Below are 26,026 nucleotides of genomic sequence, written 5' to 3' on the forward strand. Positions count from 1 at the left end.
TCGAAAGGCGCCGGCTATGTCCTACAAGTCGATCATCGTGAACCTTGCCGTGGATGCACCTCAGACGGCCATGGTGAAATTGGGGATCGAGCTTGCGGAGCGGTTTGGCGCCCGTCTTATCGGTCTGGCGGCAGCGGATGTCCCACCCTTGGTCGCGACTGGCGACGGCATGGCCTACGAAGGCGAGATCATGCAGATCCAGCGCACGGAAATCGAAAAGCGGCTTGCCGAACTGCGAGCCGAATTTGAGAGGCTGGTTCCTGCTTCGATCTCTGGCGAATGGGGGCAAGCTGTTTGCAGTCCAACCCGCTTCCTGAGCGTTTCGGCCCGAGCGGCCGATCTCATCGTTACCGGTGAGGCAGGAGACAATGTGTTTCGCACCGTCGATATCGGCAGTCTGGCACTCGGCGCCGGCCGTCCGGTCCTGATCGCCGCCAGCAATGTCGAACATGTCATGGCGAAAACCGTGCTGGTTGCCTGGAAAGACACCAGGGAAGCGCGGCGGGCGATAGCAGATGCGTTGCCTTTCCTGGCCACAGCCAACGAGGTTGTCGTCGCCACGATCGATACGGACCGCGACGAGAGCATTCGTGACAGCCTCGCCGATGTCGCGGTCTTTCTTGAACACCATGGCATCAAGGCCCGAACGGAACTGATCGTTGGCGAGGCTGACGGCGATCGGTTGCTGACATTTGCGCGGTCGATCCATGCCGACCTGATCGTCTCAGGCGCTTATGGGCACAGCCGTCTGCGGGAATGGGCATTCGGCGGCGTCACCCGCACGCTGATCGACGGGAGCAGCATCAACCGCTTCATGTCGTATTGATGATCTCCCGTATCGTACCCGGCGAAGTTGACCAGCAATCCGTCCCCGACGGCGGTGCCTATTGGTCGATCGAGACCAATGACCTCCTGCGACGCCTCGATACGTCTGCCTTGGGCCTTGCCACTTCCGAGGCCGCATCCAGGCTTGCAGAATTCGGCCGAAACACTCCGGCCTCGCGGCCCGGCACGACGGCGTTGACCGTCCTTGTCCGGCAATTCCGCAGCCCACTGGTCCTGATCCTTATTTTCGCGGCCACCGTGTCGGCTTTCGTCGGCGAGGGGCAGGAGGCTGCAATCATCGGTGCGATCGTGCTGGCAAGCTGTATCCTCAGCTTTACCCAGGAGTACGGCGCGTCGCGTGCTACGGAAGCGCTGAAACGGCGCATTTCGCGCAAGGCTGTCGTGTTGCGCGATGGTGTCGAGTGCTCGGTTGCTGCCGAAGATATCGTGCCGGGCGATGTGATCCGGCTTTCCGCCGGAAACCTCATTCCTGCGGACGGCATCATCCTGGACGCACGCGATTTCAATGTCAGCGAGGCCGTGCTGACAGGCGAAACCTTTCCTGTCGTGAAGGCACCTGGACGGGCATTGCCAGAGGCTTCCCTCGCACAGCGCACCAACGCGGTCTTCACCGGCACATCGGTCCGCAGTGGCACCGCAACCGTGCTTGCGGTAGCCACCGGCACCAGCACCGAATTTGCATCCATCGCCGCGGCCTTGGAGCGTCAAATTCCCGAAACGGGGTTTGCCCAGGGTATCAGGCTGTTCGGCTATCTGATGACCGAGATCATGCTGGCGATCGTCATCCTGGTGTTCTTCGCCAACCTGATGCTCCATCGACCGCTGATTGAATCACTGCTGTTTTCGCTGGCACTCGCGGTTGGCCTCACGCCGGAACTTCTTCCGGCGATCATCAGCGTGACTCTAGCTCGAGGTGCCCGGGCGATGGCGGCCAATGGCGTCATCGTGCGCCGTCTCGATGCCATCGAGAATTTGGGCAGCATGGACCTGCTTTGCACCGACAAGACCGGAACACTGACCGAAGGCGTCATCCACCTCGATGGATGGCTCGATGTCGACGGCAATCCGTCGACGGATATCCTGCTTTGGGCACGTCTCAACGCGACCATGCAGACCGGACTGAGAAACCCTCTGGACGAAGCGATCGCTGGTGCGCCGGGTCAGGGCGCGTCATCGGCTGCCTTCACGAAGGTCGACGAGATCCCCTACGATTTCGTCCGCAAGCGGTTATCCGTTGTTGTCCGGATCAAGGATGCCGACGATCTCCTGATCACGAAGGGCGCCGTACAAAATGTCCTCGAAACCTGCAGCTTTGTCCGTACGGTGAAAGGGCTGGAGCCCCTCGATGAGACGCACAGTGCGGCAATCGATGAGAAATTCCGGCGCTGGAGCGCGGACGGCTACCGCGTTCTAGGCGTGGCAATCCGTCGATTTGAAAGCCGGAATGCATTTGGCAGGAAAGATGAGATCGATCTCGCCTTCGCGGGCTTCCTGCTTTTCCTCGACCCTCCAAAGGCAGGCGTCAGGGAGACGCTTGCCGCGCTCGCCCACCGTGGCATCGCGGTAAAGGTCATTTCGGGCGACAACCGTTACGTCGCTAAGCATCTCGCCGACGCGGTCGGCTTGCGAACTGACAGGATCATGACCGGTGAGAACCTGTCGAAGCTGACGAAGAGCGCGCTTTTCGCAAGCGTGCAGCACACCGATCTCTTCGTCGAGATCGATCCCAACCAAGGAGCGCATCGTTCAGGCATTCCGGAGCCGTGGCCATGTCGTCGGTTATCTGGGCGATGGCATCAACGATGCGCCCGCTTTGCACGAGGCCGACATCGGCATCTCCGTCGACACCGCAGTCGATGTCGCCCGCGAGGCTGCCGACATTATCCTTCTCAAACAGGACCTGGGCGTACTGGTGCGCGGTGTTGACGACGGCCGCAAGACCTTCGCCAACACGATGAAATATATCTCCATCACAACCAGCGCCAATTTCGGGAACATGATCAGCATGGCTGTCGCCTCGCTGTTCCTGCCCTTCCTGCCGCTGCTGGCAGCGCAGATCCTGCTCAACAACTTCCTGTCGGACATTCCCTCTCTGGCTATCGCCGGCGACAATGTCGACGCAGACCAGCTACGCCGACCGCGTCTCTGGGACATCGGTTTTGTCAGGCGATTCATGATCGGCTTTGGCTTGGTCAGTTCGCTATTCGACTTCGCAACCTTCGCTTTTTTGCTGTTTGTTGCACATGCGACAGCGGCTGCCTTCCAGACCGGATGGTTCGTCGAGTCACTGCTGACGGAGCTCGCCATCGTGCTCATCGTGCGCACGCACAGGGCGTTCTGGGCTAGCCGTCCTAGCCTCCTGCTTGCAGGCCTTACGCTTGCAGTGGCGGCTGTTGCGATCATCATACCTTACGTGCCCGCAGCAGCGCGCTTCGGCTTTGTGTCGCTGCCACTGCCCGTGCTTGTCGGACTCGTCGCGATCACCATGCTCTATCTGTTGGCCTCGGAGGTAACCAAGCGCTGGTTCTTTGATCATGAGAGCAGACACTCCCATCGATCGAGAGCAGGCCGGGCCGCCGCCAATAGGACCGTACCTCGTCCGACCCATGTCCGGAGAGTTGCTCATGAGTGAGGACTCCGGGCATGGCAAGAAATGCAGCCATACAGCCCCACCGCGGGCCATCGAAAGACCGTGAGGCCAGCCCATGGCGACCCATGCGTCGGCTTTCGAGCGGAAAGCAAAGAAGAAACCCAGCCAGGTCAATAGAGTGGAGCGAGCAAAACACCGCTCCAGGGAGAGGTAATAGGAGCTGTCGGTCTCTATTATCGCGGGCGGGATATCTATCGAAGCTTCGGACTTGTTCAGCCAGATCGCTAAACTGCTAACGAGCCAGAGTTCATTGCTGCGGACGCTTCCGTGGTAATTATGTCACTCCGACCAAACTTTGCGCCCGGCCAACCGCATTAGGTCGTCCTCTACGGCAGGTTTATTCGTAGACCTAAAATCCGACCAGACGGCCAAGCACTCGGCTAAGCATTTAGCATCATTATCGAATTCAAACCAAACCGCCAATCGCAGAGGCGATAAGCCGCCCAGATTTCGCGCGCCGATGACGGTCTTGTCTATTTGCTCATAGACAACGTTCTCTGCTCTTCAAAAATCCTCCGCACCTTCCTCCACCAATCCGGTGGCGGTTTGCGGGTGCGCAAGTCAGCGCGAGCCGAGGATCCAATGCCGACATTTCACCCCAGCGCGACCGCGGAACGGGCGACCAGCCGGGCGCGCCCAAGGGGTTTTGATGTCGCATAAGCGGGGGGATAGAAGAATGAGCAAGAGCATTTCCCGGACGGCTCGCGGTGCGCCCATGCGCGCTGGCCGACTGACCAAGTGGAAGGACCGGGCTGCGAGCTACGCGCCTTCGGTCTGCTTGGCCTGTTCGGTCGCGATGCTGGGCGCGGCATTGGGCGGCGGTGCGGGACAGGCATGGGCGGAAAGCGTTACCACGGCATGCGCAAACGTCGGCGGCAACAGCTACGTTTGCAATGGAGATGGAACACCTGTGGGCGATGCAAACCCATATGCGACAGGCTTGTCGGGCACGCCCGATTCCAACCTCACGCTGGACGGCACGACCATACCGCTCAGCATTAACAATACCGTTTCCTCTAATGGCGCCTCAACGATAACAGTTATCGGAAATGTCAGCGTAACGAGTCAGAACAATATACCAGTTGTTGGCTACACGGCCATATTTATACATAGTAATACAGCAGGCGGCGACGCCGTTATCAACTACACGGGAACGGGATCAGTTGTATCGTTGAGTCCTACCGGCGGCGATGCAATTCGTGCGCAGGTTGGTCCCGCCATCGTCAACGCAGCCGGAAATGCCATCGTCAATTACACAGCCACTGACAGCAGTGCATTTGTCCGCGCGTCTCGCCGAGGTCTGGTCGCAATAACTAGCGTCGATTCCAACACAGGGGGGGCGACAGTCAATTACCGTGGTGACGGAACAATTCAAACGGATGCCATTGGGTCATATTCGGCCGGAATTCTTTCAGGCATATTTCGCGCAGGTGGTGGCGACGAGGCTCTCGTCACCTACGAAGGAAACGGCCTCATCCAGGCCGGGAACGTCGGCATCTGGGCTGTTGCATCTACCGGCCAGGATGACGCCCGCGTAACCTACAATGGCAATGGCGTGATCAACGCCGGAGTAGGTGGCATTACTGCGGACACTGGTGATGGCGTGAGCTTCGGTAATGGCGACGCGACCATCGTCTATCAAGGCGGCACCGTACAAGCTGGGCTATTTGGGCTGCGGGCCAGAGCGAGTGGATCGGGCCGCACTGCAACCATAGATCTTATAAGCGGTACCGTTTCGGCGAATGGGGTCAATGGCGACGGCATCGGTGCGTGGGGTTATCGCGGGTCGGTTTTTGATGTCAACGTGACGAGTGCTGCTGTGACCGGCGGTACCGGGTTTGGCGCCGGCATCCACACGGTGGCGGCGGCCGGCGGCACGGTCGATGTCGCCTCGGGCGTCATCATCAATGGCTCCGCTTCGGGCATCGCTATCCGCGACGGTGATGCCAATTCGGATGGCACGGACGAGACCGGCGGTAACGTCGTGGTCACCTCGGCGGGCGCGTTGACCGGAGACGCGATCCTCGGCTTGGGCGACGACGTCTACAATTTGACCGGCGGTTCCCAGGCCGGTTTCGTCTGGGGCGACGATGCGGTCGCCTCGGCCAATGACGGCAATGATACGTTCAACTGGTCGGGTGGCACTTTGACGGGCGGCTTCCATGGCCAGAACGGCTCGGACACCGCGCTCGTCACCACGGCGAACTATAACGGCACGCAGCTTCTGGATGGCGGCGACGATGTCTCCATCGCCGACGGCTGGATCGACAGCCTGACGCTGAATGGGCTTACCGCTTCCGCCAATGGGACCAACCTGATCAACTGGGAAGCGCTAACGGTCAATGGTGGCCAGCTCACCATTCTCGATGGCGCCATCACGGTCGGCTCGGATCCCGGCTACGGCATGTTCCTGACCGGCGCCACCAGCCTTGAGGCACTCGATGCGCTCGCCATCACCGGCAATCTCGATATCGGCACCGGCTCCACCTTCATCGGCACCGGCGGTGGCGCGGGCGTTTATTCCGTCAGCGGCAATGTCGGTAATGCCGGCATTATCGACCTGCAGGACGGCACGGTCGGCGATGTCTTCAGCGTCAGCGGCAACTATACGGGTAGCGGCGGTACGCTGGCGCTCGATACCTATCTCGGCACTGACGGCTCGGCCTCCGACCGGCTTGTGGTGGCGGGCGACACCTCCGGCACCACCCTGCTGACCGTGACGAACGCCGGCGGCCCCGGCGCCCAGACGCTCAGCGACGGTATCAAGGTGATTCAGGTCGACGGCGCCTCGAACGGCACCTTCCAACTGACCGGCGACTATGTGATCGGCGGCCAGCAGGCAGTGGTCGGCGGCGCCTTCGCCTACACCCTGTGGAAGAACGGCGTCGTCGACCCCGCCGACGGCGACTGGTATCTGCGCTCGCAGCTCCAGCCCGTCGATCCTGACGTCCCGGTGCCCCCGACCGGCCCGCTCTACCAGCCCGGCGTGCCGCTCTATGAGAGCTACCCGCAGGCACTGCTGGCGCTGAACGGGCTTCCCACCCTGCAGCAGCGCGTCGGCAACCGCCACTGGAACGAGCCCGCTGTGCCTGCCAAAACTGTATTTTGCAAGGATAGTTCGCAAAACTACAGGTGTGCTGTCACTCCCGAGCAGGCCGATTACTACGCCGGCTCGCAAGGGAAAGTCCTGATCGAGCAGAGCGCGTTCTGGAGCCGGGTCGAGGGCACCCACACCGAGATCGAATCCGACCGCTCCACCAGCTCCACCGACTACAGCCAGAGCATCTGGAAGCTGCAGGCCGGCCTCGACGGCAAGGTGATGGAGAATGACAGCGGCAAGCTGATCGCCGGCATCAACGGCCAATACGGCCGCGTGACGCAGGATATTACCTCGTTCTACGGCACCGGCGAGATTTCCACCGAGGGCTACGGCATCGGCGGTACGCTGACCTGGTACGGCTATAACGGCTTCTATGTCGACGCTCAGGCCAGCGCCACCTGGTACGACAGCGACCTCGATTCCGACTGGATCGGCCAGCTCACCGACGGCAATCACGGCTTCGGCTATGCCTTCTCGACGGAGGCCGGCAAGCGGTTTGACATGGGTGGCAAGTGGACCCTCACACCGCAGATGCAGCTGGCCTATTCCAATGTCGACTTCGACGCCTTCACCGATCCGTACGGCGCCACCGTATCGCTCGACAGCGCCGACAGCCTGATCGGCCGCCTCGGCCTCGCTGCCGAGTACAAGGACACCTGGACCAGCAGCTCCGGCGACATCCGCCGGCTGGCGGCCTACGGCATCGGCAATCTCTATTACGAGTTCCTCGATGGCACCCAGGTCGACGTCTCGCAGACCGCCTTCGTCAGCAAAAAGGACGCGTTGTGGGGCGGCATCGGCCTCGGCGGCAGCTATAATTGGGGTGACGACAAATTCTCGGTCTATGGCGAGGCGCTGGTCGCCTCCTCGCTGGAGAATGTCGGCGACAGCTACAGCTACGGTGGCACTGTCGGCTTCCGGATGAAGTGGTAGGCGCTCACGCCCCTAGAGCCTTCCACCAACCCAAGCCACCCCGGAGCCACCCGCTCGGGGTTAAGGGAGTACCGTGGAGTAGGGTCAGATAGCAGAGGACGCTCAAGCGAATCCTAGATGTTAGAGCGGTTCATCGTTTCACGGAAAACGGTGAACCGCTCTAACTCTTGTTTCAACTTTCCTGGAATTTGCTCTAGCGCGCGACCAGTTCTCGGCGTCGATCACACGGCCGCAGATCGATTACTGCTCTTTCTTGAACAGATCCTGGAAGATGAGCTGGCCCCAAGCGCGGCCGCGTGCGTGCACCAGCGCGCCACCCTCGTTGAGCTTTCCCAGCTTGACGGGTGCGAACCCGAGTTGTTTGGCCAAGGCCGCCACGGGAGCGATCGCGTCCTCGTCGTCACCAGACAGGAAGACGACCCGGTGCCCGCCCTCGACGATCGGATCGGCAGCCAAGGTGGCCGCAATCAGGTGATTGAACCCTTTGACGAACTTGGCGCCGGTGAATGCCTTCGCGACGAAGGCGGAGGACGGGAGACCGTCCAGCTCTTCAGGGACAGGAAACGCGTTCGTCGCGTCGATGACCGTCTTGCCTTCCCAGCTCGGCAGGGCCTTCGCAACATCGCGATGCTCCCCGAACGGGACCGCCAAGATGATTGTGTCGGCCTCGAGTGCATCCCGCAGCGACTTGGCGACGACCATGGGTCCAATCGCCCGAGCCTGCGGCGCCAACGCCTCGGGCGGCCGGCGGCTCGCGACGGTCACCTCGATGTTTTTACGGGCGAAGGCATGGGCGAGGGCCTGGCCTATCTTACCGAATCCTACAATCGCATAGCTCATAATACTTCTCCGATATTGTGTTGATATTAATTCCCGGCCCTCAACGGCGCTGGGTTATCTGCCGATCCCTACGGCGCTCCGAATAATCGAATGGCGCCCATCCAGGCGTAGCGCGTCAGAGTTGGGCTAGGCCGCCGTCGACGGCGACCTCGCTGGCGGTCATGAAACTGCTGTCCGACGACGCGAGAAAGGCAGCCACAGCCCCGATCTCCGCCGGATCGGCCATGCGCTGGAGCGGAGTCATCGCGCCATAGGCCTTCTGGCCCTCCTCGCCCAGCGCCTCCTTCGCGAGTTCGGTCGCCGTCGCCCCTGGCGACAACACGTTTACCCGGATGCCGGTGCCCTTCAGGTCCTCCGCCCAGGTCCGCGCGAGGTTACGCACTGCCGCCTTGCTCGCGCTGTAGGCGGTCATTGCCGGGGCGCCCGTGGTGCCGGCGCTCGATCCGGTCAGGATGATCGAACCACCCTGGCCCATCAGCGGCAACGCCTTCTGGACCGTGAAGATCGCACCCTTGACGTTGGTGTCGAAGGTTTCGTCAATGTGTTCGGCGGTGATCACGCCGAGCGCAAGCTGGCTTCCCGCCCCGGCATTGGCGAAGACGATGTCGAGGGTTCCACGCTCGGCCTTCACCGCCCCGTAGAGTCGGTCGAGGTCGGCCAGATCGGAGACGGAGCCCTTCACCGCGCGAGCATTGGGCCCGAGGTAGGCCACGGCGGCGTCGAGCGCTTCCTGCCGGCGGCCGAAGATGAAGACGAAGGCGCCCTCCTCGATGAAGCGCTTGGCTGCGGCGCGGCCGATGCCGGTAGCGCCACCGGTGATCACGGCAGTCTTTCCATTCAGTCTGTTCATGTCATGCATCCTTTGATCGTTCGGGGACGCCCCCGAGAGCCTCGAAATGGGTCCGCCGGCGTCAGTTGTTGAGTGCGGAGGCGCGCACATCGGTGGTGCAAAATCGATCCGGCTGGACGACTCACGCCAGCCGCGACGATCGGCCGTTCGGAATTGGCCGCACTCGTCGACATAGGCTACGACGGCCACCCGTACTGCTGTTCGATGTGTTAGATACCGGCTTTGGAAGGCGCACCGCGCGGTGCGGGATTGCACCATGATCGACTGGGATGACGTTCGCTACTTTCTTGCCGTCGCGCGCGGAGGCTCAGTGCGGGCCGCCGCCGAGCGCCTCGGCGTGAATCACTCGACCGTGCTGCGCCGCATCACCCAGCTCGAGGAACGCCTCGGGGCGCACATGTTCGAAAAGCTGCCTTCGGGCTACCGCCTGACGGCTGCGGGCGAGGAGGTCCTCGATCTCGCGAACCAGATGGAAGCGTCGTCGCACCAGCTGGAGACGCGCGTCTTGGGGCGCGACCAGAGCGTGCGCGGGCTTCTGCGGGTGACGCTGGCGCCGCCCCTCGCGACACATCTGCTCATGCCGGACTTCGCCGATTTCGCGCGTCTGCATCCGGACATCGAGATGGAAATCTTGTCGTCCGGTGAGCTGGCAAATCTGACCAACCGGGAGGCCGACGTCGCGATCCGCGTCGTCTACGACCGCAAAACCCTGCCGCTCAATCTTCACGGCCTGAAGGGACCGGAGCTGTTCGGCGGCGTCTACGTGTCCCGCGATCGACTAGCCGCATGGCGTGCGGGCGCGCCTGATCCCATCCGGTGGATCGTCATAAGCATTCATGGAATCCCGGACTGGGCCAGCGAGGGTGAGGTTCCCACCACGGGGGTTCCATTCAGGATCTCGGACGCCGGGGCGCAGATCGTTGCCGTACGGCAAGGGCTCGGGATGACGACACTGCCGTGCTTCGTTGGCGATGCCGACCCCCTACTGGTGAGGGTGCCGGGTACCGACCTGCACATGTACGGAACGGTTTGGCTCCTCACACAGGGGGAGACACGCAAGACGAAGCGCGTGCGGCTCTTCACTGAGTTCGTATCCCGCAGGCTCGCCGCGTACGCGCCGCTTCTCGCGGGGCTGTCCATACCGCGCGACTGATGCACGGCAGGTCGCCGGCGATGCTTGCCGCAATCCGGTCGGAAGCCTCAATAGGGAGAAAAGCACTGCATGCTGGCGGCAAAGCATGGGACGGGACGGTTCGCCGCCCGCCGCGCCGCGCCTCATCAGGCCGACGCTGCGATCTCGGTGGCAAAGTCGCGATAGGAGCGCAACGGGCGACCGAGCATGGCGGTCAGGCGGTCAACATCCCCTGCCTCCGGGACCATGCCCTCGACCAGGAAGCGCTCGGTCATGAGACGCATGTCCAGCGCCATCCAGCTCGGCGCGTAATTCCGGAGGTTCTGCTCGAACCCAGCGGTATCGTCGCCGCCATAGTGGATCGCCCGCCCAAGAGCTTCCGACCAGATGGCGGCGACATCGGCGCCGGTCAGCGTGTCGGGACCAACGACGTTGATCCGCTCGAGGGGAAGCGGCTCATTTGCCTGTTCACGGCGAACAAGCTCGATGGCCGCGATCTCGCCGAGATCGCGCGCGTCGACCATGGCGAGGCCTTTATCGCCGATCGGCATCGGATAGACACCGTGACCGAGCACCACGTCCTTCACCGTGTGATCGTTGTTGATGAAGTATGCAGGCCGCAGAATGGTGGCGTTGAAGCCCATCTGCTCCAGCATGCGCTCGACACTGAACTTGCCCGCGAAATGCGGCACGTTTGCGTAGACGTCGCTGTGGAGCACGGACAGATAGACGATCCGCTCGATCCCGGCCTCACGGGCCAGATTGAGGGCAATCAGCGCCTGGGTAAACTCGTCGGGCACCACGGCGTTGAGCAAGAACAGGGTGGACACGCCCGAGAACGCCGTGCGCAGCGCATCGACGTCGAGCAGGTCCCCTTGGGCGACGGTAACGCCGGCTGGTAAATTGGCCTTCGAGGGATCGCGGACGAGCGCGCGCACATCGGCGCCACGCTTGATGAGATGATCGACGACATTGCGGCCGACGGTTCCGGTCGCACCGGTAACGAGGATAGTCATGTATGTCACTCCAGCTTGTTTCAAATCGCTGACAGCTATTTAGGAGTCCACAAATGCACCGGTAGCTGCCATTTATAGACACCCTGTCTCACTGGTGGAACATATGGACCTGCTCGCCTTGGCCGACTTCAATCTGGTTGCACGTCATGGTGGGTTCGGGCGCGCCGCGCGCGCCGCAGGTCGCCCCAAGGCGACGCTCTCCCGGCGCGTCGCCGAACTGGAGAATAGCCTGGGCCTACGCTTGTTCGAGCGCGGAGCGCGTGCGCTGAAGCTCACGCAAGAGGGAAAGGCCCTGCATGAGCGAACCAGTCGCTTGCTGACGGAAGTGGAGGAGACGGCCGCGGCGATTGCGTCGGGAGACCGCGAACCGCGTGGAAATTTGCGGATCAGTGCGCCATTGCTCTTCTCTCAGCTTGCGATGGGTAGGCTGGCGGCAGGCTTCTCGCTCAAATATCCCGACGTTATCCTGGAAGTCACGACCGAAGACCGCGCAGTCGACATGGTGGAAGAAGGGTATGACCTGGCCATTCGCGTCAATCCGCGTTCCGATGAAAGCCTGGTGGGACGGGTCTTCATGCGTGATCGGCTTGTGATCGTGGCGAGCCCGCAAGTGGCGCGACCGCGAGACGGAGAGGCCGTTCCGGCTGTCGTGCGGACCTCCGACAGAGGACTTCCGTCGTGGAACATCATCCCGGATACGGGGCCGACGACGATCGCGTTCACCCCGGTGCTCAGCCTGTCGTCGCTCATCATGGTTCGCGATGCGGTCGTCATGGGTGCGGGTGCGGCACGGTTGCCGGTATCGCTGGTGAGTCATGATCTGGCCGCCGGCAGATTGGTGCATTGGGCGGATGTGGATGCCCCAGATACTGCCTTGTGGACGCTCTACCCGTCGCGGCGCCTGTTGAACGCCCGCGTCTCCGCCTTCCTCGACCATCTGAGGGAAGCCTTTCCAAAAGGCACTCCCGACGAATTGGCAGCGTTCATTCGGATTTGAAGCCGCCACGGCTACCATACTGTCGGCCGACGTCGTCGGCCATGTCGCAGGGCCGGCTTGATCCAATGGCGCAAGCGACGACCGCCCGATGGTGGCTGCTGCGGTCCGATGAACTACAGCAGCCGGCGCATCAGTCGGCTAGCCGCGGATAATCCGTGTAGCCGGCCGCGCCACCACCATAGAAGGTGGCCGGATTGGATTCGTTGAAGGACGCGCCCGGCCGCAGACGCGCGACGAGATCGGGATTGGCCAAAGCCCAACGGTCGATCGAGGTCATGTCTGCCTGGCCCGAGACGATGTCCTGGTCCAGGGCTTCGCGCGTGCGCCCGAGCCGCAGCACCATCAGGTCGTGAGGCTGGTCCATCCGGCCCACGCGGACCGGATTCCAGATCGTCGTCATGATAGATTCCTTTAAGTTTGAACGGGGCGTCAGCGGGTGAAGTCTGCGACGATCTTGCCGGGTGCGTGGCCGGTGCGATTGCGCTCGATTGCAGAAGCCAAATCATCGAAACCCACCACTTCGGCGAGCGTCGATTGCAAGGTGCCAGCGGCGACCTGCTGGACGATCGCGGCCAGACGCGCGGTGTCGGGCTTGTTCGATAAGAAGACGCCGTGGCGGTCTGGCGGCGTACGCGATGCGAGGTCCGTAGCGGCGATGCTTACGAGAAGGCCGTCGGGCGACAGGAGTGCCCAGGAGCGGTCCACGACCTCACCGCCGACGAGGTCGACGACGAAATCGATGTCGCGCGCAAGCAGCTCGAAGTTCTGCTGCCGGTAGTCGATCACCTTGTCCGCGCCGAGGGCCAGGACATGCGGCAGGCTCCTGGTCGAGGCGGTGGCATAGACGGTCGCTCCGGCCGCCTTGGCGAACTGGACGGCAAAGCCGCCCACGCCGCCGGCCGCGCCATGGATCAGCACCCGCCGTCCGGAGAGGTCGAAATCCGCGGCCTGAATGACATGCCAGGCTGTCATCGCCGCGACCGGAATGGCCGCCGCCTCCACGTCCGACAGGGTTGACGGCGTCAGGACGAGCTTCTCGGCGTTGATGACGAGATGGTCGGCGTAGGCTCCGACGCCACCGAGGGCGGCCATAACCCGATCCCCGGGCTTCACGCCCGTGACGCCGGGGCCGGTCCGAAGCACGACGCCGGCCATTTCGATGCCAAGCGTCGCGGGCAGGGCCAGCTTGAAGGGTCCGCGGAGGTAGCCTTCACGGATTTTCCAGTCGATGCCGTTTACCGCGGCCGCCTTGACCGACACCAAGACCTCGCCCGGACCTGGCTCGGGCGCGGATACGCTATCGACTGTCAGGGATTCGGCGCCGCCATAGGCTTGAAGACGTAAGGCCCGGCCGTGGCCAAGCGGTTTGGAATTGGAATCGGCCCGGTTGAGGTCAGCGGATTGTGTCATGTAGGTTCTCCTTCTTGGCGGAAGGTATGCGTTCGAAATCCGCGCTATAAGTCGCCGAAATTAGACAGTCCGTCTCGCTGGAGAGACACTTGATGGACCTCCCGGGTGCCTTCGCAGGTAAGGAATTTAACCTCGGTTTTGCGTAGCATCGGCAGCGGCTGCCCAGATTGCTTCCGCGAGGGCCTCGGGCCTGGCGTCGTCTGCGCTACCCGCCGCAGCTTCGTAACGCTGATGGCCTTCCCTGCACTGCAGCCGTCGCCGGATGAGATTCGCAAATGCGTCGGCCCCGGACTCCGGTGCGTTTCGACACTCATTGCGTTTCGACACTCATTGCGGATGGTTCGCCTCTGAGCTAATTTAGAACTTACTTGGATGGAGAAGTGCCTGCTGTCGCGACGGCTTTCACTCTGTTGCCGTCTCGGCAGATTGTGAGTTCTTCAACGGACCTTGATACCGCAAGCTGGGGGATTGTGGTTGTCGGGTAGCAGCGGTTGAGGCAGTTGCCATGCTCCGGCTTTGCGGGCTTATCGCGGTCTTCCTCGTAGCGATCTTTACGGCTTTCGACGCGTCGGCCGATCGAAGGGTCGCCCTGGTGATCGGCAATTCCGAATACCGGGAAATCCCCGCCCTCAAGAATCCGGACAAGGATGCCGACGACGTATCCAAGACGTTCCGGCTGGCCGGCTTCGAGGTGTTCGTCGCCAAGGATCTCACAAAGCTGCGGTTCGAGGAGCAGTTCCGCAACTACCTCGCGGCGGCCGACGGCGCCGATCTGTCCGTCGTCTACTATTCAGGTCACGGGTTTCAGATCGGTGGTGAGAATTTCCTGATCCCCGTGGACGCCTCGCTGAAGAATGCGGCCGACATAGAGGTCCAGGCGGTCAAGCTGAACGATGTCCTGCAGCAATTGCGCGCGAAATCGAAGATCCAGGTGATCATCCTCGATGCCTGCCGCAACAATCCGTTTCCGCGCAAGGATTATTGGCTGAGAGACCAGCTGATCACGGCGGGCAACACCGGCCTTGCACAGGTCAAAAGCTCCTTGAACACGCTGATTGCCTTTGCCACCGAGCCAGGGGCGGTTGCCTATGATGGAGCGGGAGACCTCAGCCCGTTTTCATCTGCATTCTCCAGGCGCGCACTGGCTCCGAACCAGGAGATACGCACGGTCATGGCCGCGGTGCGCCGCGATGTGGTCGAGGCCACCGACGGCAAGCAGGTTCCGTGGGAAAACTCCTCGCTCATCGACGAGGTTGTCCTGATGCGCCGCACCAGCCGGCCCTCGCTGCCGCCGGTTCTGGAAAAGGTCGTGCCGTCGGGTGTCGGCCCTGTTGCTCTGGACCTGCCGGAACCAGTCGATGTCGATGGCGGAGCCATCACCGTAAGCATCGAGAGACCACCCGCTTTCGGGCACCTGCTGCTGGACGGCAAGGCTGTCGCGGTCGGCCAGCCTATCCAGGGCAAGGATCTGCCGCGTTTGGAAATGGATATCCCCAAGGGGAACGCCGCGCAGGACGAGGTGGATATGCTGGCCTACGCCACGCATGACAATTGGGGCGGCCAAACCCAGGGCATCCTGGTGTTTCGCGTCAGGAGTGGCGAAGGCGCCCAGGGCGAACGGATTGTGGCCTCGCTTGAGACCGAGCAGAAACAGCAGGTGCTGGAGCGCGGCATCCATATCACCGGCGCCGCCGAGGCGATCGAAAATCGCGAGATCAGCGTCCCGGTGGGAGTAGGCCCGGTTTCGCTGAAGCTGGACTTCCCGACCAAGGACCCCGCCGTCAGCCTGAAACTTGCGAGCTACCCGGCGACGGGTACGCTGTCCCTGCCGGATCGTGCCCTGTCGCCGGAGTCGAGCCTGATGGCGGACGAGGTCGACCAGCTGCGCTACGAACCCCAGATCGGTGCCGCAGAGCCGGTCGAGGTCGGCTTTGAGATCCGGGCCGCCAGCAGCTCATCCAAGCCCGCCACCATGAAGCTGTCGCCAAGCGTCGATCCTTGTGATCAGGCTGCCGGCGAGCCTCTCGATCTGCAAGGCGTAGTCCCCGGCCTGCTGCCGAACGAAATCGGCGCGAGCGCCGTGGAGGCCTGCGAGGCTGCGGTGAAGGCTTATCCGGATGTGCCGCGCTTCCGCTACGAACTCGGTCGCGCGCTGCTGGCAGCCGGCAAGCTTGATGAAGCCAAAAAAGCCATCGGGGAGGCCGCCAAGAAGGGGCACGTGCGCGCTTTATATGAACTCGGCTATCTTTACACCACGGGAACCAGAGTTGCGGTCGACCAACAAAAAGCCAACGCCTTTTTCGCGGCCGCATCGGACAAGGGCGATCCCTATGGGATGATGGCATGGGGCCGTTCCTTGTTCAACGGTATCGGCGTCGAGCGCGATACCAGCAAGGGGCTGGACCTGCTGCTCAAGGCGGCGGCGATGGGCCACACCTACGCCATGAACGCACTCGCCGAGATATTCACCGAGGGTCGCAACGGCGTGACTGCCGATCAGGCCCGCGCCGTCGCCTTCCTGGAGGCCGGGGTCCAGCGCCAGGACATGTATTCGATGAACCTGCTCGGCCGCAACTACCTGTACGGTCAGGGAATTGAGAAGAACCCACAGACCGCATTGGCGCTTTTCCGGCGAGCTACAGCGCTCGGCCAGCCCTTCGCTCCGAGCCACCTTGCTCGCATGTACCGCGACGGCGTCGGCGTGGAGCGCGACCTCGCGGAAGCACAAAGATTGTTTGAGATGGGAACGATGCGGGGCGATCAGTTCGGTGCCATGGACCGCGCGGCTCTCGAAACGCAGAAGGGCGACAAAGCCGATCAGGCGATCGCCGTGCGATTCCTGGCATTCGCTGCGGCGCTGGATTTTCGGAACCAACTGCCAGAGGCCCGGGTGAACTTGGCAAAATTCGGCACCAAGGCGAAAACAGCGGCGTTGAAGCAACTGCGCGGAGAACTGAAGTCGAAGCTTCCCGTGTCAGGTTCGCTGGATGATCAACTGGTCGGCGCGGCCAGACGGGCCTGGGAGGAAGCCAACCCGCGTCGGGACGTGTTTTGATCAACGAGGAGACAATAATGGGCAGGGCATTGAAGCAAGCACTCATCGGAACGACTCTCTCCGGCGTCTTGGCAGTGCTCATGGGCTGCACGTCCCTAATGCACAAAGCCGAGCCAACGCCGGTGGTGGCAAAGTCTCAGCCGAAAGTCGTTCGCACGACGCCTCCGCCTAGGGTTAAACAGACGAAGGCGGCGGCAAAGGCTACCAAGAAAGTTGCCACGCCGGTTGAGGAAAAGGCTGTGAATGAGCCTGTCGTAATCGTTCCTACCACAGGTGGTGGGAGTGGAGCCGGCGCCAGCGGAGGCGGCACTGGAGGCAGCAGCACCGGAGGCAACAACAGCGGCGGTCCCTGGTGAGGAGAAGGCTGGCGCTCGGGCATTCCCCGGGGGCGGCCAGATAGGGAAATCACTGCTAACCAGGGCCGCAATCACCCCGATGCTGACTTCGTGTCCGGATGTTCGCCTTTTCCCTCCCTTTTCGTCAAAGGCGTACGCGTATTTTCCCCTTTGCGGAAGACCAGTGGAGTTGCTCGCCAAGCAGTCGCAAGTGCTCTATGCTCCCGCTTGGTGTCGTGTCGATACGGTGGTCCTGGGCAGGGGGCGTTCCATGTTCGAAGTCGTCGCATTCTGGTGGAAAACGGGGTCCAGGGACCTCACCACAAAAGGTCTCGGCCTGATCGTCGCGCTTTGCGGCTTGCTGCTGCTCGGCTCGCAAGCCGCCAACGCCGCGCCGAACTGGACGCTTGATCCGTCCGCTTCGGTCATCACCTACCAGTCGGTCAAGAAGAACACGATCGTCGAGACGAACAAGATCAGGAACATCACCGGCACGCTCAGCTCGGCGGGTGACGCCAAGGTCAGTTTCGACCTCAATTCGGTCGATACCGGCGTCGACCTGCGCAATGTCCGCATGCGCTTCCTGTTCTTCGAGACATTCAAGTACCCGACGGCCGAACTGACGGCGAAGGTGGATCCCGCCGCATTCGCCGATCTCGCGACAAAGCGCAGGGTGAAGTCAACGCTGCCTTTCCGTCTCAATCTGCATGGCGTCGACAAGGATCTCGAGGCCAGCATCGTCGTCACCATGATCGGCGACAACATGGTGTCGGTCGCTTCGGAAGCTCCGGTCGCTGTCCATGTCGAAGATTTCGGTTTGCTGCCGAATGTCGACAAGTTGCAGCAGGCTGCCAATGTGACCAATATCGTGCCCACGGCGTCGGTGTCGTTCGACTTCGTCTTCACCGCCGACGGCAGCAAGCCGGCCGCAACCCAGACAGTCGCGGCCAGTTCGGCCGAGGTGGGCCCAGTTGCCACCGATGCCGCGAAGGCGAATTTCAGCGACGAGGAATGCCTGAACAGGTTCGCCGTGCTCTCGCGCACCGGCGCCATCTACTTCCGCCTCGCCAGCGCGCGGCTCGATGCGAAAAGCCGCCCATTGCTGACGGAGGTCGAAGGCGTCGTCGGAAAATGCCCGAGCCTCAAGGTCGAAATTTCTGGCCATACCGATGCCGACGGTTCGCCGGAGGCGAACAAGCAGTTGTCGGAGCGGCGGGCCCAGGCGGTTGCCGATGCGTTGATTGCCGCGGGCGTTCCGCGCAACCAGATCAGCGCCGCCGGTTATGGCGAGGAGCGGCCGGTTGCCGCCAACGACACGTCAAAGAACAAGGCACTCAATCGGCGGATCGAATTTTCCGCCAGCAAGCTCGTGAACTGAGGCTCCGGTGAGGTTCGATTTGATCGCCCGTTGCGGTGGCCTCTTTCGCGCCGCCGGCCTTGCGGTGCTCGCCTTGCTTTTGACTTCGACGATCGCCAATGCCGAGCGCCGCGTCGCGCTTGTCCTCGGCAACTCCCAGTACCAGCACGCGGCGCCGCTCGCCAATCCGGTGCACGATGCCCAGGCCATGGCCGAACGCCTGAAGAAGCTCGACTTCGAAGTCGTTTCCGGCTTCGATCAGACCAAATCGCAGACACAAACAACCATTGCCCAGTTCGCAAAGCAGGTGCGCGGCGCCGACATCGCGCTGTTCTTCTACGCCGGCCACGGCTTGCAGGTCTCGGGCAAGAACTACCTGCTCCCGGTCGACGCCGCGCTGGAGGACGAAACCTCCCTCGATTTCGAGGCCGTGTCGGTTGATTTCGTTTTGCGCCAGATGTCGCGGGAGACCAGCATAAGGTTGGTGTTTCTCGACGCTTGCCGCGACAACCCCCTCGCCGAGGTGCTGGCGAAGACCGCAGGCGTCAACGGCGCAAGCAGCGGCCTTGCCGAGATCCCGATAGAGAATGGCGGCGCCGGCACACTCGTCGCCTTCGCCGCCAGTCCCAATCAACTCGCCTATGACGGGTCTGGCCAACATTCGCCCTTCACCTCGGCGCTACTCCAGAACATCGGGGCACCCAACGTCTCTATCACCGAAGCGATGAACAAGGTGACCAGCGACGTCTTCAAGGCAACCGCCGGCAAGCAGCGTCCCTGGATCAACCTTTCGTTGACCACGGAGGTCGTCCTGCACAAGATCGATCTCAATGCGCCATTGATCGTGGGCGAGGCGAGCGCACCTCAGACCGAAGGTGGTTCCGAGGCGCGCAACACCGGCGCTGCAAGCGCGCCGGGCCAAAGTGACGACCAGCTTGCGCTCGATGTGCTGCGTCGGAAGATCCCCAGGCTGGAGTCGGACGCTCCGATCTCTTTCGACCATCCAATCGATTTCGGCGATCCGGCAATCGACGGCAAGAGCATCGCCCAGCTGATCAAGGGCAAGCCACTGTTCAGCCCGGTGGAGGGATTGGACAAATCGGTCTGGGAGGGCAAGCACTGCGACGGCTGCCATCAATGGAACGAGTCCAGGCTGTGCGACCAAGCGAAGAATTTCGCCGCCAACGATGTCTCTGTTTTGCGCCTGCAACATCCGCTTGGAACGCGCTTCAAGGTGGCGCTTGCCAAATGGGCTCAGGGCGGCTGCAAGTAAAGCTGGACGAAGATGGCATCCGTCCAGTTTCTGTCGGGATGGAGGCTCTAATAGGCATCCGCCGATTGGCGCAGCGCCTCGATCTCGGCCATCTGGATGCCCATTTCGACAAATGCCGAAAGAACGGAAAACCTGTCCGCGAGCGCGACACGGGCCAGTCCGGCCAAAATTCCGGCATTGACTGCATGAGCGGCAGGAAATGGCTGCAAGGCCGATACCATGGTCTCGGCCATGGCCGAGCCATTGTCACGCCATCCCGCAGCCAGCGCAATCCAGCCGGCCGGGGTCGTTGGCGGTGTCGCCGCGGCTGAGCTGATTGTCGCCCGATGGCGAGGACTGTCCGGTTCGCCTACCCAGTCGCGAACATGCGCAAGCAATTCGTGATCGGTCTCATGAAGCAGCTCTGTAAGGTGGCTCAGGCATTCATGCGCCCACCATACCGCGGCCCGCTCGGGAAGCAGGTAGGCACAGAACGTAATCGCTTCCTCGGGAACGCGCCCGGCGAGGAGGTCGCGGCAAAACGCGATCGAGGGCTGTTCGGTTGGAAGGGCTCTCATGTCCCGGGCAGCAGCAGGACAAGCCATGAAAAGATCCCGTGCCGTTTTGAACCGGAGCCCATTGGCCATGACCGCCACGCTTTCATCGAGAAGCTTCGGCCACTCAAGCCTCAGGCGCGGCGCTGGTCAAGTCTCAACCGGTGATCCGGCAACAACCGCCGGCACTATCCCTGCTCCCAGCTTTTATCGACAGACAATTGCCCTGGAATTTGGTACGATCACCCATCATCGAAATCGGATGCTCAAACAGGAGTAACCGTTATGCAGTGGGGCAGTTCAGCCTTTGTGTTGGCGGTCGTGTTTTTCCCGACCCATGCTTTCGCCGACCCGGTCCAGAAATCAGAAGACATCGTGAAGTTTTTTGCTGGTGCCGCCGACCTCGGCAAGTCGCGTGGAATTTGCGTCGGGACCGAGGAGGAGTGCAGTGGCAAGACCAAGGCGAAGGACGCGCCGGCAGAAAAATCCAGCCTCGATATGCTGATCAATTTTGGATTGGATTCGGCTGAACTCGACGCGACAGCGCGTAGTGAACTCGACGAGTTCGCCACGGCCCTGAAGGACAAGCGGCTAAGCACGTTCAGCTTCGTCGTCGAAGGGTTCACCGACGCCACCGGCACGGTGCATTACAACGAAGGCCTCTCGCAACGGCGCGCGCAGTCGGTGGCGGCCTTCCTGACAGCCCGCGGCGTCGAGGCTGCCCGCATCGACGCGATCGGCATGGGCGAAAAGAATCCGCGCAGTCCCAACCCGTACGATGCGGTTAACCGCCGCGTGGAAATGCGGATAAAGACGCAGTAGCGCGCCTGCCGTCACGGCTTGAGCGCGCCGCCCACTGCAATGCCGGTCCCGAAGATAAGCGCTTTGGTCAGGAAGTCATTGTTGTCTTCAGGCGGCGGCGGATCGTCTCTTTGCACCACGGTTTCGCGGTTGCGACGTTTCTGAACGATCTGCTGTTGCTTACGTGGTTTCTGGACCGCCGGCCGCTGCGTGCGAACCTTCTGCACCACCTGCTTTTTCGGCTGCGCCGCGCGGGCTTGATCGTCAGCGTATCTGGCGCGCACGGCTGCCATCATCGGATCTGTCTGGATCACGAGGAACGACAACTGCTCGCGCGTCAGATAGTTGGTTTGCGGCAGACCGTTCTTCGCCTGCCAGATGCCGATCGCCTGACGGGTCTGAGGGCCGATGTTTCCGTCGACGCGGCCAAGCTCGTTGCCCAACGCTTCGATGCGCAATTGCAGGTCGATACGTCCTTGGCGATCAAGCCCGATCGCGCTTTCCGTCAGTTCCGTGCCCGGGGTTTGCTTCACCTCGTCCGAAACGCCGACCGAGGTGCGCACGGCAGAGCCGGAACTGGCGTTCGCCTGATCCGTATCGAGTGCCGCGATCTGCCGGTTTTGGGCTTTCGGGTCGTTCAATTCGTCGATGTTCAGCCGCGCCACGGTGGCGAAACGGCCGTTCGGAAACTGGTCGAGATAGGCCTCGTAGAACGGAATTGAATTGCGCTTCGAAGCCTCGTCCCAAAGGCGTTGCTCGACTTCCCAGGACGGAGGATCACTGGCAACAGTGGCGGGAGGGGATGTTGCTGCCGCATTCGATGCCGCAGCCACGGGATTTGCGGCAGGCGCCGCTGCCGCAACGGCTTTTCCCAGGAAAACCTCGCGTCCCAGCGATGCGTTGTGCCAGGGCCTCTGGCGACCTTGCGTGGTTTCGGTCACCTCGCCGCGCACGCGCGTCAGCGCGCTCTGGATTTCCACGCCGGGTTCGGTCAGATGCCTGGCGAGCGCCGTGGAGTACGGGCTGTCGACGCCGTTGCCGTCGAACGCGATGGCGCCCGGATCCGTTGCGTAGGCAATCAGCAGGCCGCCGGTTCCGACGCCGTCCGATTTTGCTTCGACCGGCGCCAGACCGGTGCCCAACGAGGTGGAGCGGCTTTTCGGCAGCGAGGCCGCCAGTGTCCGTGCCAGCGGATTGTCGCGGCAGGCATCGAGGATGATGACGCCAATTGCCGGGTCTGGTGGCAACGCAGCCATCAAGTCGTCGATCTGGATCGTGCGGGTCTTGAGATAGGCCGGCGAGGTCAACTCGGCGTCGACCGGTATCATGTAGTTCTTGCCGTCGACCTGCATGCCATGGCCGGCATAGAAAATGACCGCGAGGTCCGCATCGTAGGATTGTTCGGTGAACCGGCTGATGAGGCTGTGCATGCCCGCATTGTCCTGGTCGACCCCTTCGATCACCTCGAAGCCGGCGTTGCGCAGCGTCGATGCGATGAGGTGGGCATCGTTGGCGGGGTTGGGCAGAGTAACCGCATGAACGTATTTGCTGTTTCCGATCACCAGCGCGACGCGCTTGGCGTCGGGCGCGGCGGCCTCAGCGCTGAACGCGGCAAGGCAAAACAGGATAATGCCGTTCAGAAGGACAGCGAACGCTTTCATGGATCAACCCTCCGCCCACCGGGGCGCACTATTGATGTCTGCGCATGCTAAATCTCGTCAGCGACAAGGTCGCTTATGCCAAAAATGGCTCTTGGGCGTATGTGATCCTGACCGCCGTTTTGGTTCACAAAGCTCGAAAAAACTTACCCTATAATAACACTAGGCAGCAGGAGCACCAATAGTCTGAGAGACCCATCCAGTGCAACGAACCCAGGTCAACGGGTTCTCCGGAGGGTTGGTTGAGAAGCGTCAAACGAAAAAAACCTGCCTGTGCAGTGCGGTCGTTGGCGAAACCTGCACCGTGAATGAATATTTGCCATAGCTGCGGCTACGAAGTCAAGGAAAAAAATCCTACAATGAAAGCTGCCGGCACCGCTGGTGTTGGCGTCATCAGGCCTTTTGCCAAGCTGAGTTCGGAGCCCTGGAGACCCATGCCGCGACGGGCAGGTTCAGAGCGTATTCTGAATCGAGCTTATGAGGGCCGTGACGGACTGCTTGTATTTTTCGAACTCCGGCGATGTCTGGCGGATCTCGCTGGTCGTTGTCTCCGGGCCAGCTTGCGTGGCTACACGGCTCAGCTTTTGGCCCATTTTCCTTTCTGCCCAATCCACCACATAGCTGGCGGTCTTGCCGGTGAGAAACGGGTTGGCCTGGATGACGGCCGATCCCAGTACGGCGCTCAGTTGCGCCCCACCCGACGCCGCCAGCACCTGATGCGCGCCTTCCATTCCCAGGAAATGACAGAGATAGAGCCGACCGGCTGTGATCTGGTGGCCGCGTGCCCGAAGATAGGCTTCGCCTTCGCGTGCCAGATTACGCACCATCTCGCGCGAGATCGTGGCGTCGTAGCGCAGAGCGAGCAGGTCGGCGGTCGACAGCGTTCGCGCAAGTTCAGGGCGGTAGGTGTTCATCATCCTGATCCAGGTCTTCGTTATGAATTGGCCTGCGCCGGTTGCTGAAGAATTTGGATTCTTGGCACGGGCGCTGCCACCACTTTCGACATGAACGATACGTTCGGTCAGCGTTTCGACAGCAGTATCGTTCGTTGCCACCGCGGCGGCGGTCACCGTGCCGAGCGGATCGATCGCCTCGCCATTCTGATAGAGTTCGAAATGCAGATGCGGCCCGGTCGACAGGCCGGTGGTGCCGATATAGCCAACGATGTCGCCGGCCTTCACCTTTGTGCCGACACCGCTTGCGATTGCGAATTTCTGCATATGCGCGTAGCGCGTCTCACGTCCGTTGGCATGCGCAATCTTGAGCAGGTTGCCGTAGCCGCCGCCGTCGCCCTGGAAGGTGATCTCGCCGTCGAAGGCGGCTGCGATCGGCGTACCCACGGGGGCCGCCCAATCGACGCCCTTGTGGATGCGAACAACTCCGAGAATTGGGTGCTTGCGTGGACCGAAGGTGGACGTCATGACCCCATTGACCGGCGTGACCATGCCGTTGGTGACCGTCAGCGAGCGAACTTGGTCATCGCCGGTAACGCATGCAAACTGACCGTCACTCTGCTGGAAGACGAAGCATTCGAGGCTCTTTTCAGTACCCTGCACACCGACATACAGCACGCGTCCGTCGGTCTCGCTCTTACCGCGCGGCGTTTGCGAATAGATCAGGACAAGGCGCTGATCCTCGCTGGCGAAGGCGTCCAGATCCTGTCCTCTCGACAGGTACATGATCGCTTCGCCGATCACGCTGGTTGGAACTTTGTTGCGTGCCGCCGTCGAATAGATTGCGTCGAGCAGGCGATACTGCCGCTTGTGCGCGCCTTCCTGCGGTGCGCCCGAATAGTTGAACAGATCTTCGCGGACCCAGGGATCGACACCCGATACGAATGCCCCAGCGGCGTTGCGCGTCAGCGTTCCGACAAAGACGTTCTTGGCGTAGATCGACACCTGCATGAGCGACATTGTCGGCGTCTCGCGCGTCGGCCTGAAACCACGTATGGCGACGACATAACCCGGTTCCAGGCCTCCCCGGTTGAAAAGCGCCTTCAGCGCTTCGCCTGCCAGCTTGGCGTCCTCGGCCGAGAAATGCGCATCGAGCGCAACGCTGTCCAGGCTGCGGTCATTGAGGATTTTCACGAACGTGTCTTCGGTCGCTTCGAACCGCTGGTACTCTTTCGTGACGATTGCGACGCTCGTGTTGTCTTCGATCTGCGTCTTCTGGAATGCGGGGAGGGCTGCCTCGCCTGCATCGATCGTTTCACCCCAGCCGGCTTCGGGATCGTCGGTGCCCATCTGCTGTCCCGCCGCAGCCGGAGCCTCGTCGGGAGCAGGCGAGGGCTGAAGATCGTTCTGCAGGTCCCCCGCCGGTGGCTGAAGATCGTCCTGCAGATCGTTGGACGGAGGCTGGGCGGCCTGCCGTTGCGCCTGGAAGAATGCGAAGTCCTCCTGCGTCGACGGTATCGTCGTCATGAATTTTTCGCTGGCGCTGAGCATCACATCCGACAGGATTTCGATCTGCGGAGAAACCCCGGCCTGATCGAGATTCGCCGGTCTCGCGATCGAATGGCCTTTCGACGTGGTGTCGGCGTCGGGGGCAAGGGTAATCCACATCGGATCCCCGGCAAGGTCGATGATGGCAGGCACATAGACCGATGCATCGGCCGGCACGTCGTCCACCCCTTCGACCGCGTGAAGGTCTTCGTCTTCGTCGCCGAACGACCAATAGTCCGCGGTGAGGTAGAAGCCCACGGCGATCGACAGCAAGACAATCGCAGCAAGACCGGCAAGCAGCCGGCGCCAGAGCTTGCGTCTGCGCAGCGCAAGGCGCGCCTGCTTCTTCTGCCTGAAGCTCGTGTCGATACTGTGCGTCACGGGCTGCTTCCGGTCAGGAAGAACGTCCACCGCGCCTGTTCGAGCGTATCGACTTCGAGGAATTGCGCCGCGATGTGGCCGCGCTGCCAACATTCGTCGATGCCGCGGATCGAGAAACGTCGTCGCTCGATACACATTTCGGTCGACCCGGCGAGGATCGCATGGCCAAACACGTCCGTGGCATAGATGTAGATGTAGCGGTTCGTCAGTTCTTCGCGGATGACGTTCACGCATTGATTTGCGCCGATGGTCCACCAGCCGTCGGTCTGGTCCGCATTGTCGATCTTCTGGGCGACCGCGAGATTGACGACGTCGAGCGTCTGGTTGCAGACCGTGAATTCGGCGCGTGCTTCGCCCGATGACAGCAGAGCCAGCAGCGCGGCGCCCCAGATGATCGCGAGCTTCATGTGGCCCGTCA

Annotated in this window: 19 protein-coding genes and 1 pseudogene; 10 read left to right on the top strand and 10 right to left on the bottom strand. The window is 61.9% G+C overall.

What is annotated here, in order from left to right:
- Positions 1 to 16 precede the first annotated feature (16 nt).
- Both NKI49_RS01175 and mgtA read left to right on the top strand, forming a co-directional pair.
- Positions 17 to 826, top strand: a complete 810-nt coding sequence (locus NKI49_RS01175; protein ID WP_352598148.1) for a universal stress protein — start codon at positions 17 to 19, stop codon at positions 824 to 826.
- A pseudogene (gene mgtA / locus NKI49_RS01180) lies at positions 826 to 3,478 on the top strand (magnesium-translocating P-type ATPase). The gene NKI49_RS01175 and the pseudogene mgtA overlap by 1 nt, the downstream one beginning before the upstream one ends.
- A 1,429-nt stretch (positions 3,479 to 4,907) precedes the next feature.
- Here the strand turns inward: mgtA and NKI49_RS01185 are convergent.
- Complete coding sequence (locus tag NKI49_RS01185; RefSeq protein ID WP_352598147.1) at positions 4,908 to 5,138, bottom strand: hypothetical protein; 231 nt, start codon at positions 5,136 to 5,138, stop codon at positions 4,908 to 4,910.
- Positions 5,139 to 5,315: 177 nt separating this feature from the next.
- Here NKI49_RS01185 and NKI49_RS01190 point away from each other — a divergent pair, with 177 nt between their 5' ends.
- The gene (locus NKI49_RS01190) at positions 5,316 to 7,529 is read left to right on the top strand and encodes an autotransporter family protein (RefSeq protein WP_352598146.1); all 2,214 of its coding nucleotides are present in this window, start codon (positions 5,316 to 5,318) and stop codon (positions 7,527 to 7,529) included.
- Positions 7,530 to 7,769: 240 nt separating this feature from the next.
- On the opposite strand, the gene NKI49_RS01195 is transcribed toward NKI49_RS01190, so the two are convergent.
- Together NKI49_RS01195 and NKI49_RS01200 are read right to left on the bottom strand one after the other, a co-directional pair.
- Complete coding sequence (locus tag NKI49_RS01195) at positions 7,770 to 8,369, bottom strand: NADPH-dependent F420 reductase (RefSeq protein ID WP_352598145.1); 600 nt, start codon at positions 8,367 to 8,369, stop codon at positions 7,770 to 7,772.
- Between the two features lie 115 nt (positions 8,370 to 8,484).
- Positions 8,485 to 9,219 carry an SDR family NAD(P)-dependent oxidoreductase gene (locus NKI49_RS01200; RefSeq protein ID WP_352598336.1) on the bottom strand — a complete coding sequence of 245 codons (735 nt, stop codon included), beginning with the start codon at positions 9,217 to 9,219 and terminating at the stop codon, positions 8,485 to 8,487.
- A gap of 256 nt (positions 9,220 to 9,475) precedes the next feature.
- Here NKI49_RS01200 and NKI49_RS01205 point away from each other — a divergent pair, with 256 nt between their 5' ends.
- Positions 9,476 to 10,372: a LysR family transcriptional regulator gene (locus tag NKI49_RS01205; RefSeq protein WP_352598144.1), complete on the top strand. Its 897-nt coding sequence runs from the start codon at positions 9,476 to 9,478 to the stop codon at positions 10,370 to 10,372.
- 125 nt (positions 10,373 to 10,497) lie between these two features.
- Here NKI49_RS01205 and NKI49_RS01210 read toward each other — a convergent pair whose 3' ends face one another.
- Positions 10,498 to 11,367, bottom strand: a complete 870-nt coding sequence (locus NKI49_RS01210) for an SDR family oxidoreductase (RefSeq protein WP_352598143.1) — start codon at positions 11,365 to 11,367, stop codon at positions 10,498 to 10,500.
- A gap of 103 nt (positions 11,368 to 11,470) precedes the next feature.
- Here NKI49_RS01210 and NKI49_RS01215 point away from each other — a divergent pair, with 103 nt between their 5' ends.
- Positions 11,471 to 12,364 (top strand): LysR family transcriptional regulator, encoded by an 894-nt coding sequence (locus tag NKI49_RS01215; RefSeq protein WP_352598142.1) that lies wholly within the window; start codon positions 11,471 to 11,473, stop codon positions 12,362 to 12,364.
- Between the two features lie 130 nt (positions 12,365 to 12,494).
- Here NKI49_RS01215 and NKI49_RS01220 read toward each other — a convergent pair whose 3' ends face one another.
- Both NKI49_RS01220 and NKI49_RS01225 read right to left on the bottom strand, forming a co-directional pair.
- A complete protein-coding gene (locus NKI49_RS01220; protein ID WP_352598141.1) occupies positions 12,495 to 12,764 on the bottom strand; it encodes a hypothetical protein in 270 nt (89 codons plus the stop codon).
- A gap of 29 nt (positions 12,765 to 12,793) precedes the next feature.
- Positions 12,794 to 13,774 carry an NADP-dependent oxidoreductase gene (locus NKI49_RS01225; RefSeq protein WP_352598140.1) on the bottom strand — a complete coding sequence of 327 codons (981 nt, stop codon included), beginning with the start codon at positions 13,772 to 13,774 and terminating at the stop codon, positions 12,794 to 12,796.
- Positions 13,775 to 14,279: 505 nt separating this feature from the next.
- Here NKI49_RS01225 and NKI49_RS01230 point away from each other — a divergent pair.
- From NKI49_RS01230 to NKI49_RS01245, 4 genes are all read left to right on the top strand, one after another.
- The gene (locus tag NKI49_RS01230; RefSeq protein WP_352598139.1) at positions 14,280 to 16,829 is read left to right on the top strand and encodes a caspase family protein; all 2,550 of its coding nucleotides are present in this window, start codon (positions 14,280 to 14,282) and stop codon (positions 16,827 to 16,829) included.
- Positions 16,826 to 17,185 (top strand): hypothetical protein, encoded by a 360-nt coding sequence (locus NKI49_RS01235; protein ID WP_352598138.1) that lies wholly within the window; start codon positions 16,826 to 16,828, stop codon positions 17,183 to 17,185. The genes NKI49_RS01230 and NKI49_RS01235 overlap by 4 nt, the downstream gene beginning before the upstream one ends.
- Positions 17,186 to 17,435: 250 nt before the next feature.
- Positions 17,436 to 18,542 carry an OmpA family protein gene (locus NKI49_RS01240; RefSeq protein ID WP_352598137.1) on the top strand — a complete coding sequence of 369 codons (1,107 nt, stop codon included), beginning with the start codon at positions 17,436 to 17,438 and terminating at the stop codon, positions 18,540 to 18,542.
- Positions 18,543 to 18,549: 7 nt separating this feature from the next.
- Positions 18,550 to 19,794: a caspase family protein gene (locus NKI49_RS01245; RefSeq protein WP_352598136.1), complete on the top strand. Its 1,245-nt coding sequence runs from the start codon at positions 18,550 to 18,552 to the stop codon at positions 19,792 to 19,794.
- A gap of 47 nt (positions 19,795 to 19,841) precedes the next feature.
- Here NKI49_RS01245 and NKI49_RS01250 read toward each other — a convergent pair whose 3' ends face one another.
- The gene (locus NKI49_RS01250) at positions 19,842 to 20,420 is read right to left on the bottom strand and encodes a DUF6931 family protein (protein WP_352598335.1); all 579 of its coding nucleotides are present in this window, start codon (positions 20,418 to 20,420) and stop codon (positions 19,842 to 19,844) included.
- A gap of 192 nt (positions 20,421 to 20,612) precedes the next feature.
- On the opposite strand from NKI49_RS01250, the gene NKI49_RS01255 reads away from it, so the two are divergent.
- A complete protein-coding gene (locus NKI49_RS01255) occupies positions 20,613 to 21,149 on the top strand; it encodes an OmpA family protein (RefSeq protein ID WP_352598135.1) in 537 nt (178 codons plus the stop codon).
- Positions 21,150 to 21,160: 11 nt separating this feature from the next.
- On the opposite strand, the gene NKI49_RS01260 is transcribed toward NKI49_RS01255, so the two are convergent.
- The 3 genes from NKI49_RS01260 to NKI49_RS01270 all read right to left on the bottom strand — a co-directional run bounded on the left by NKI49_RS01260 (position 21,161) and on the right by NKI49_RS01270 (position 26,015).
- The gene (locus NKI49_RS01260) at positions 21,161 to 22,789 is read right to left on the bottom strand and encodes a caspase family protein (RefSeq protein ID WP_352598134.1); all 1,629 of its coding nucleotides are present in this window, start codon (positions 22,787 to 22,789) and stop codon (positions 21,161 to 21,163) included.
- A 449-nt stretch (positions 22,790 to 23,238) separates the two neighbouring features.
- Complete coding sequence (locus tag NKI49_RS01265) at positions 23,239 to 25,608, bottom strand: M23 family metallopeptidase (RefSeq protein WP_352598133.1); 2,370 nt, start codon at positions 25,606 to 25,608, stop codon at positions 23,239 to 23,241.
- Positions 25,605 to 26,015 (bottom strand): DUF1036 domain-containing protein, encoded by a 411-nt coding sequence (locus NKI49_RS01270; protein WP_352598132.1) that lies wholly within the window; start codon positions 26,013 to 26,015, stop codon positions 25,605 to 25,607. Before NKI49_RS01270 ends, NKI49_RS01265 begins: the two co-directional genes overlap by 4 nt.
- Between the last annotated feature and the right edge of the window lie 11 nt (positions 26,016 to 26,026).

Source organism: Mesorhizobium sp. M0587 (genome assembly GCF_040320945.1).
Taxonomy (GTDB): Bacteria; Pseudomonadota; Alphaproteobacteria; order Rhizobiales; family Rhizobiaceae; genus Mesorhizobium.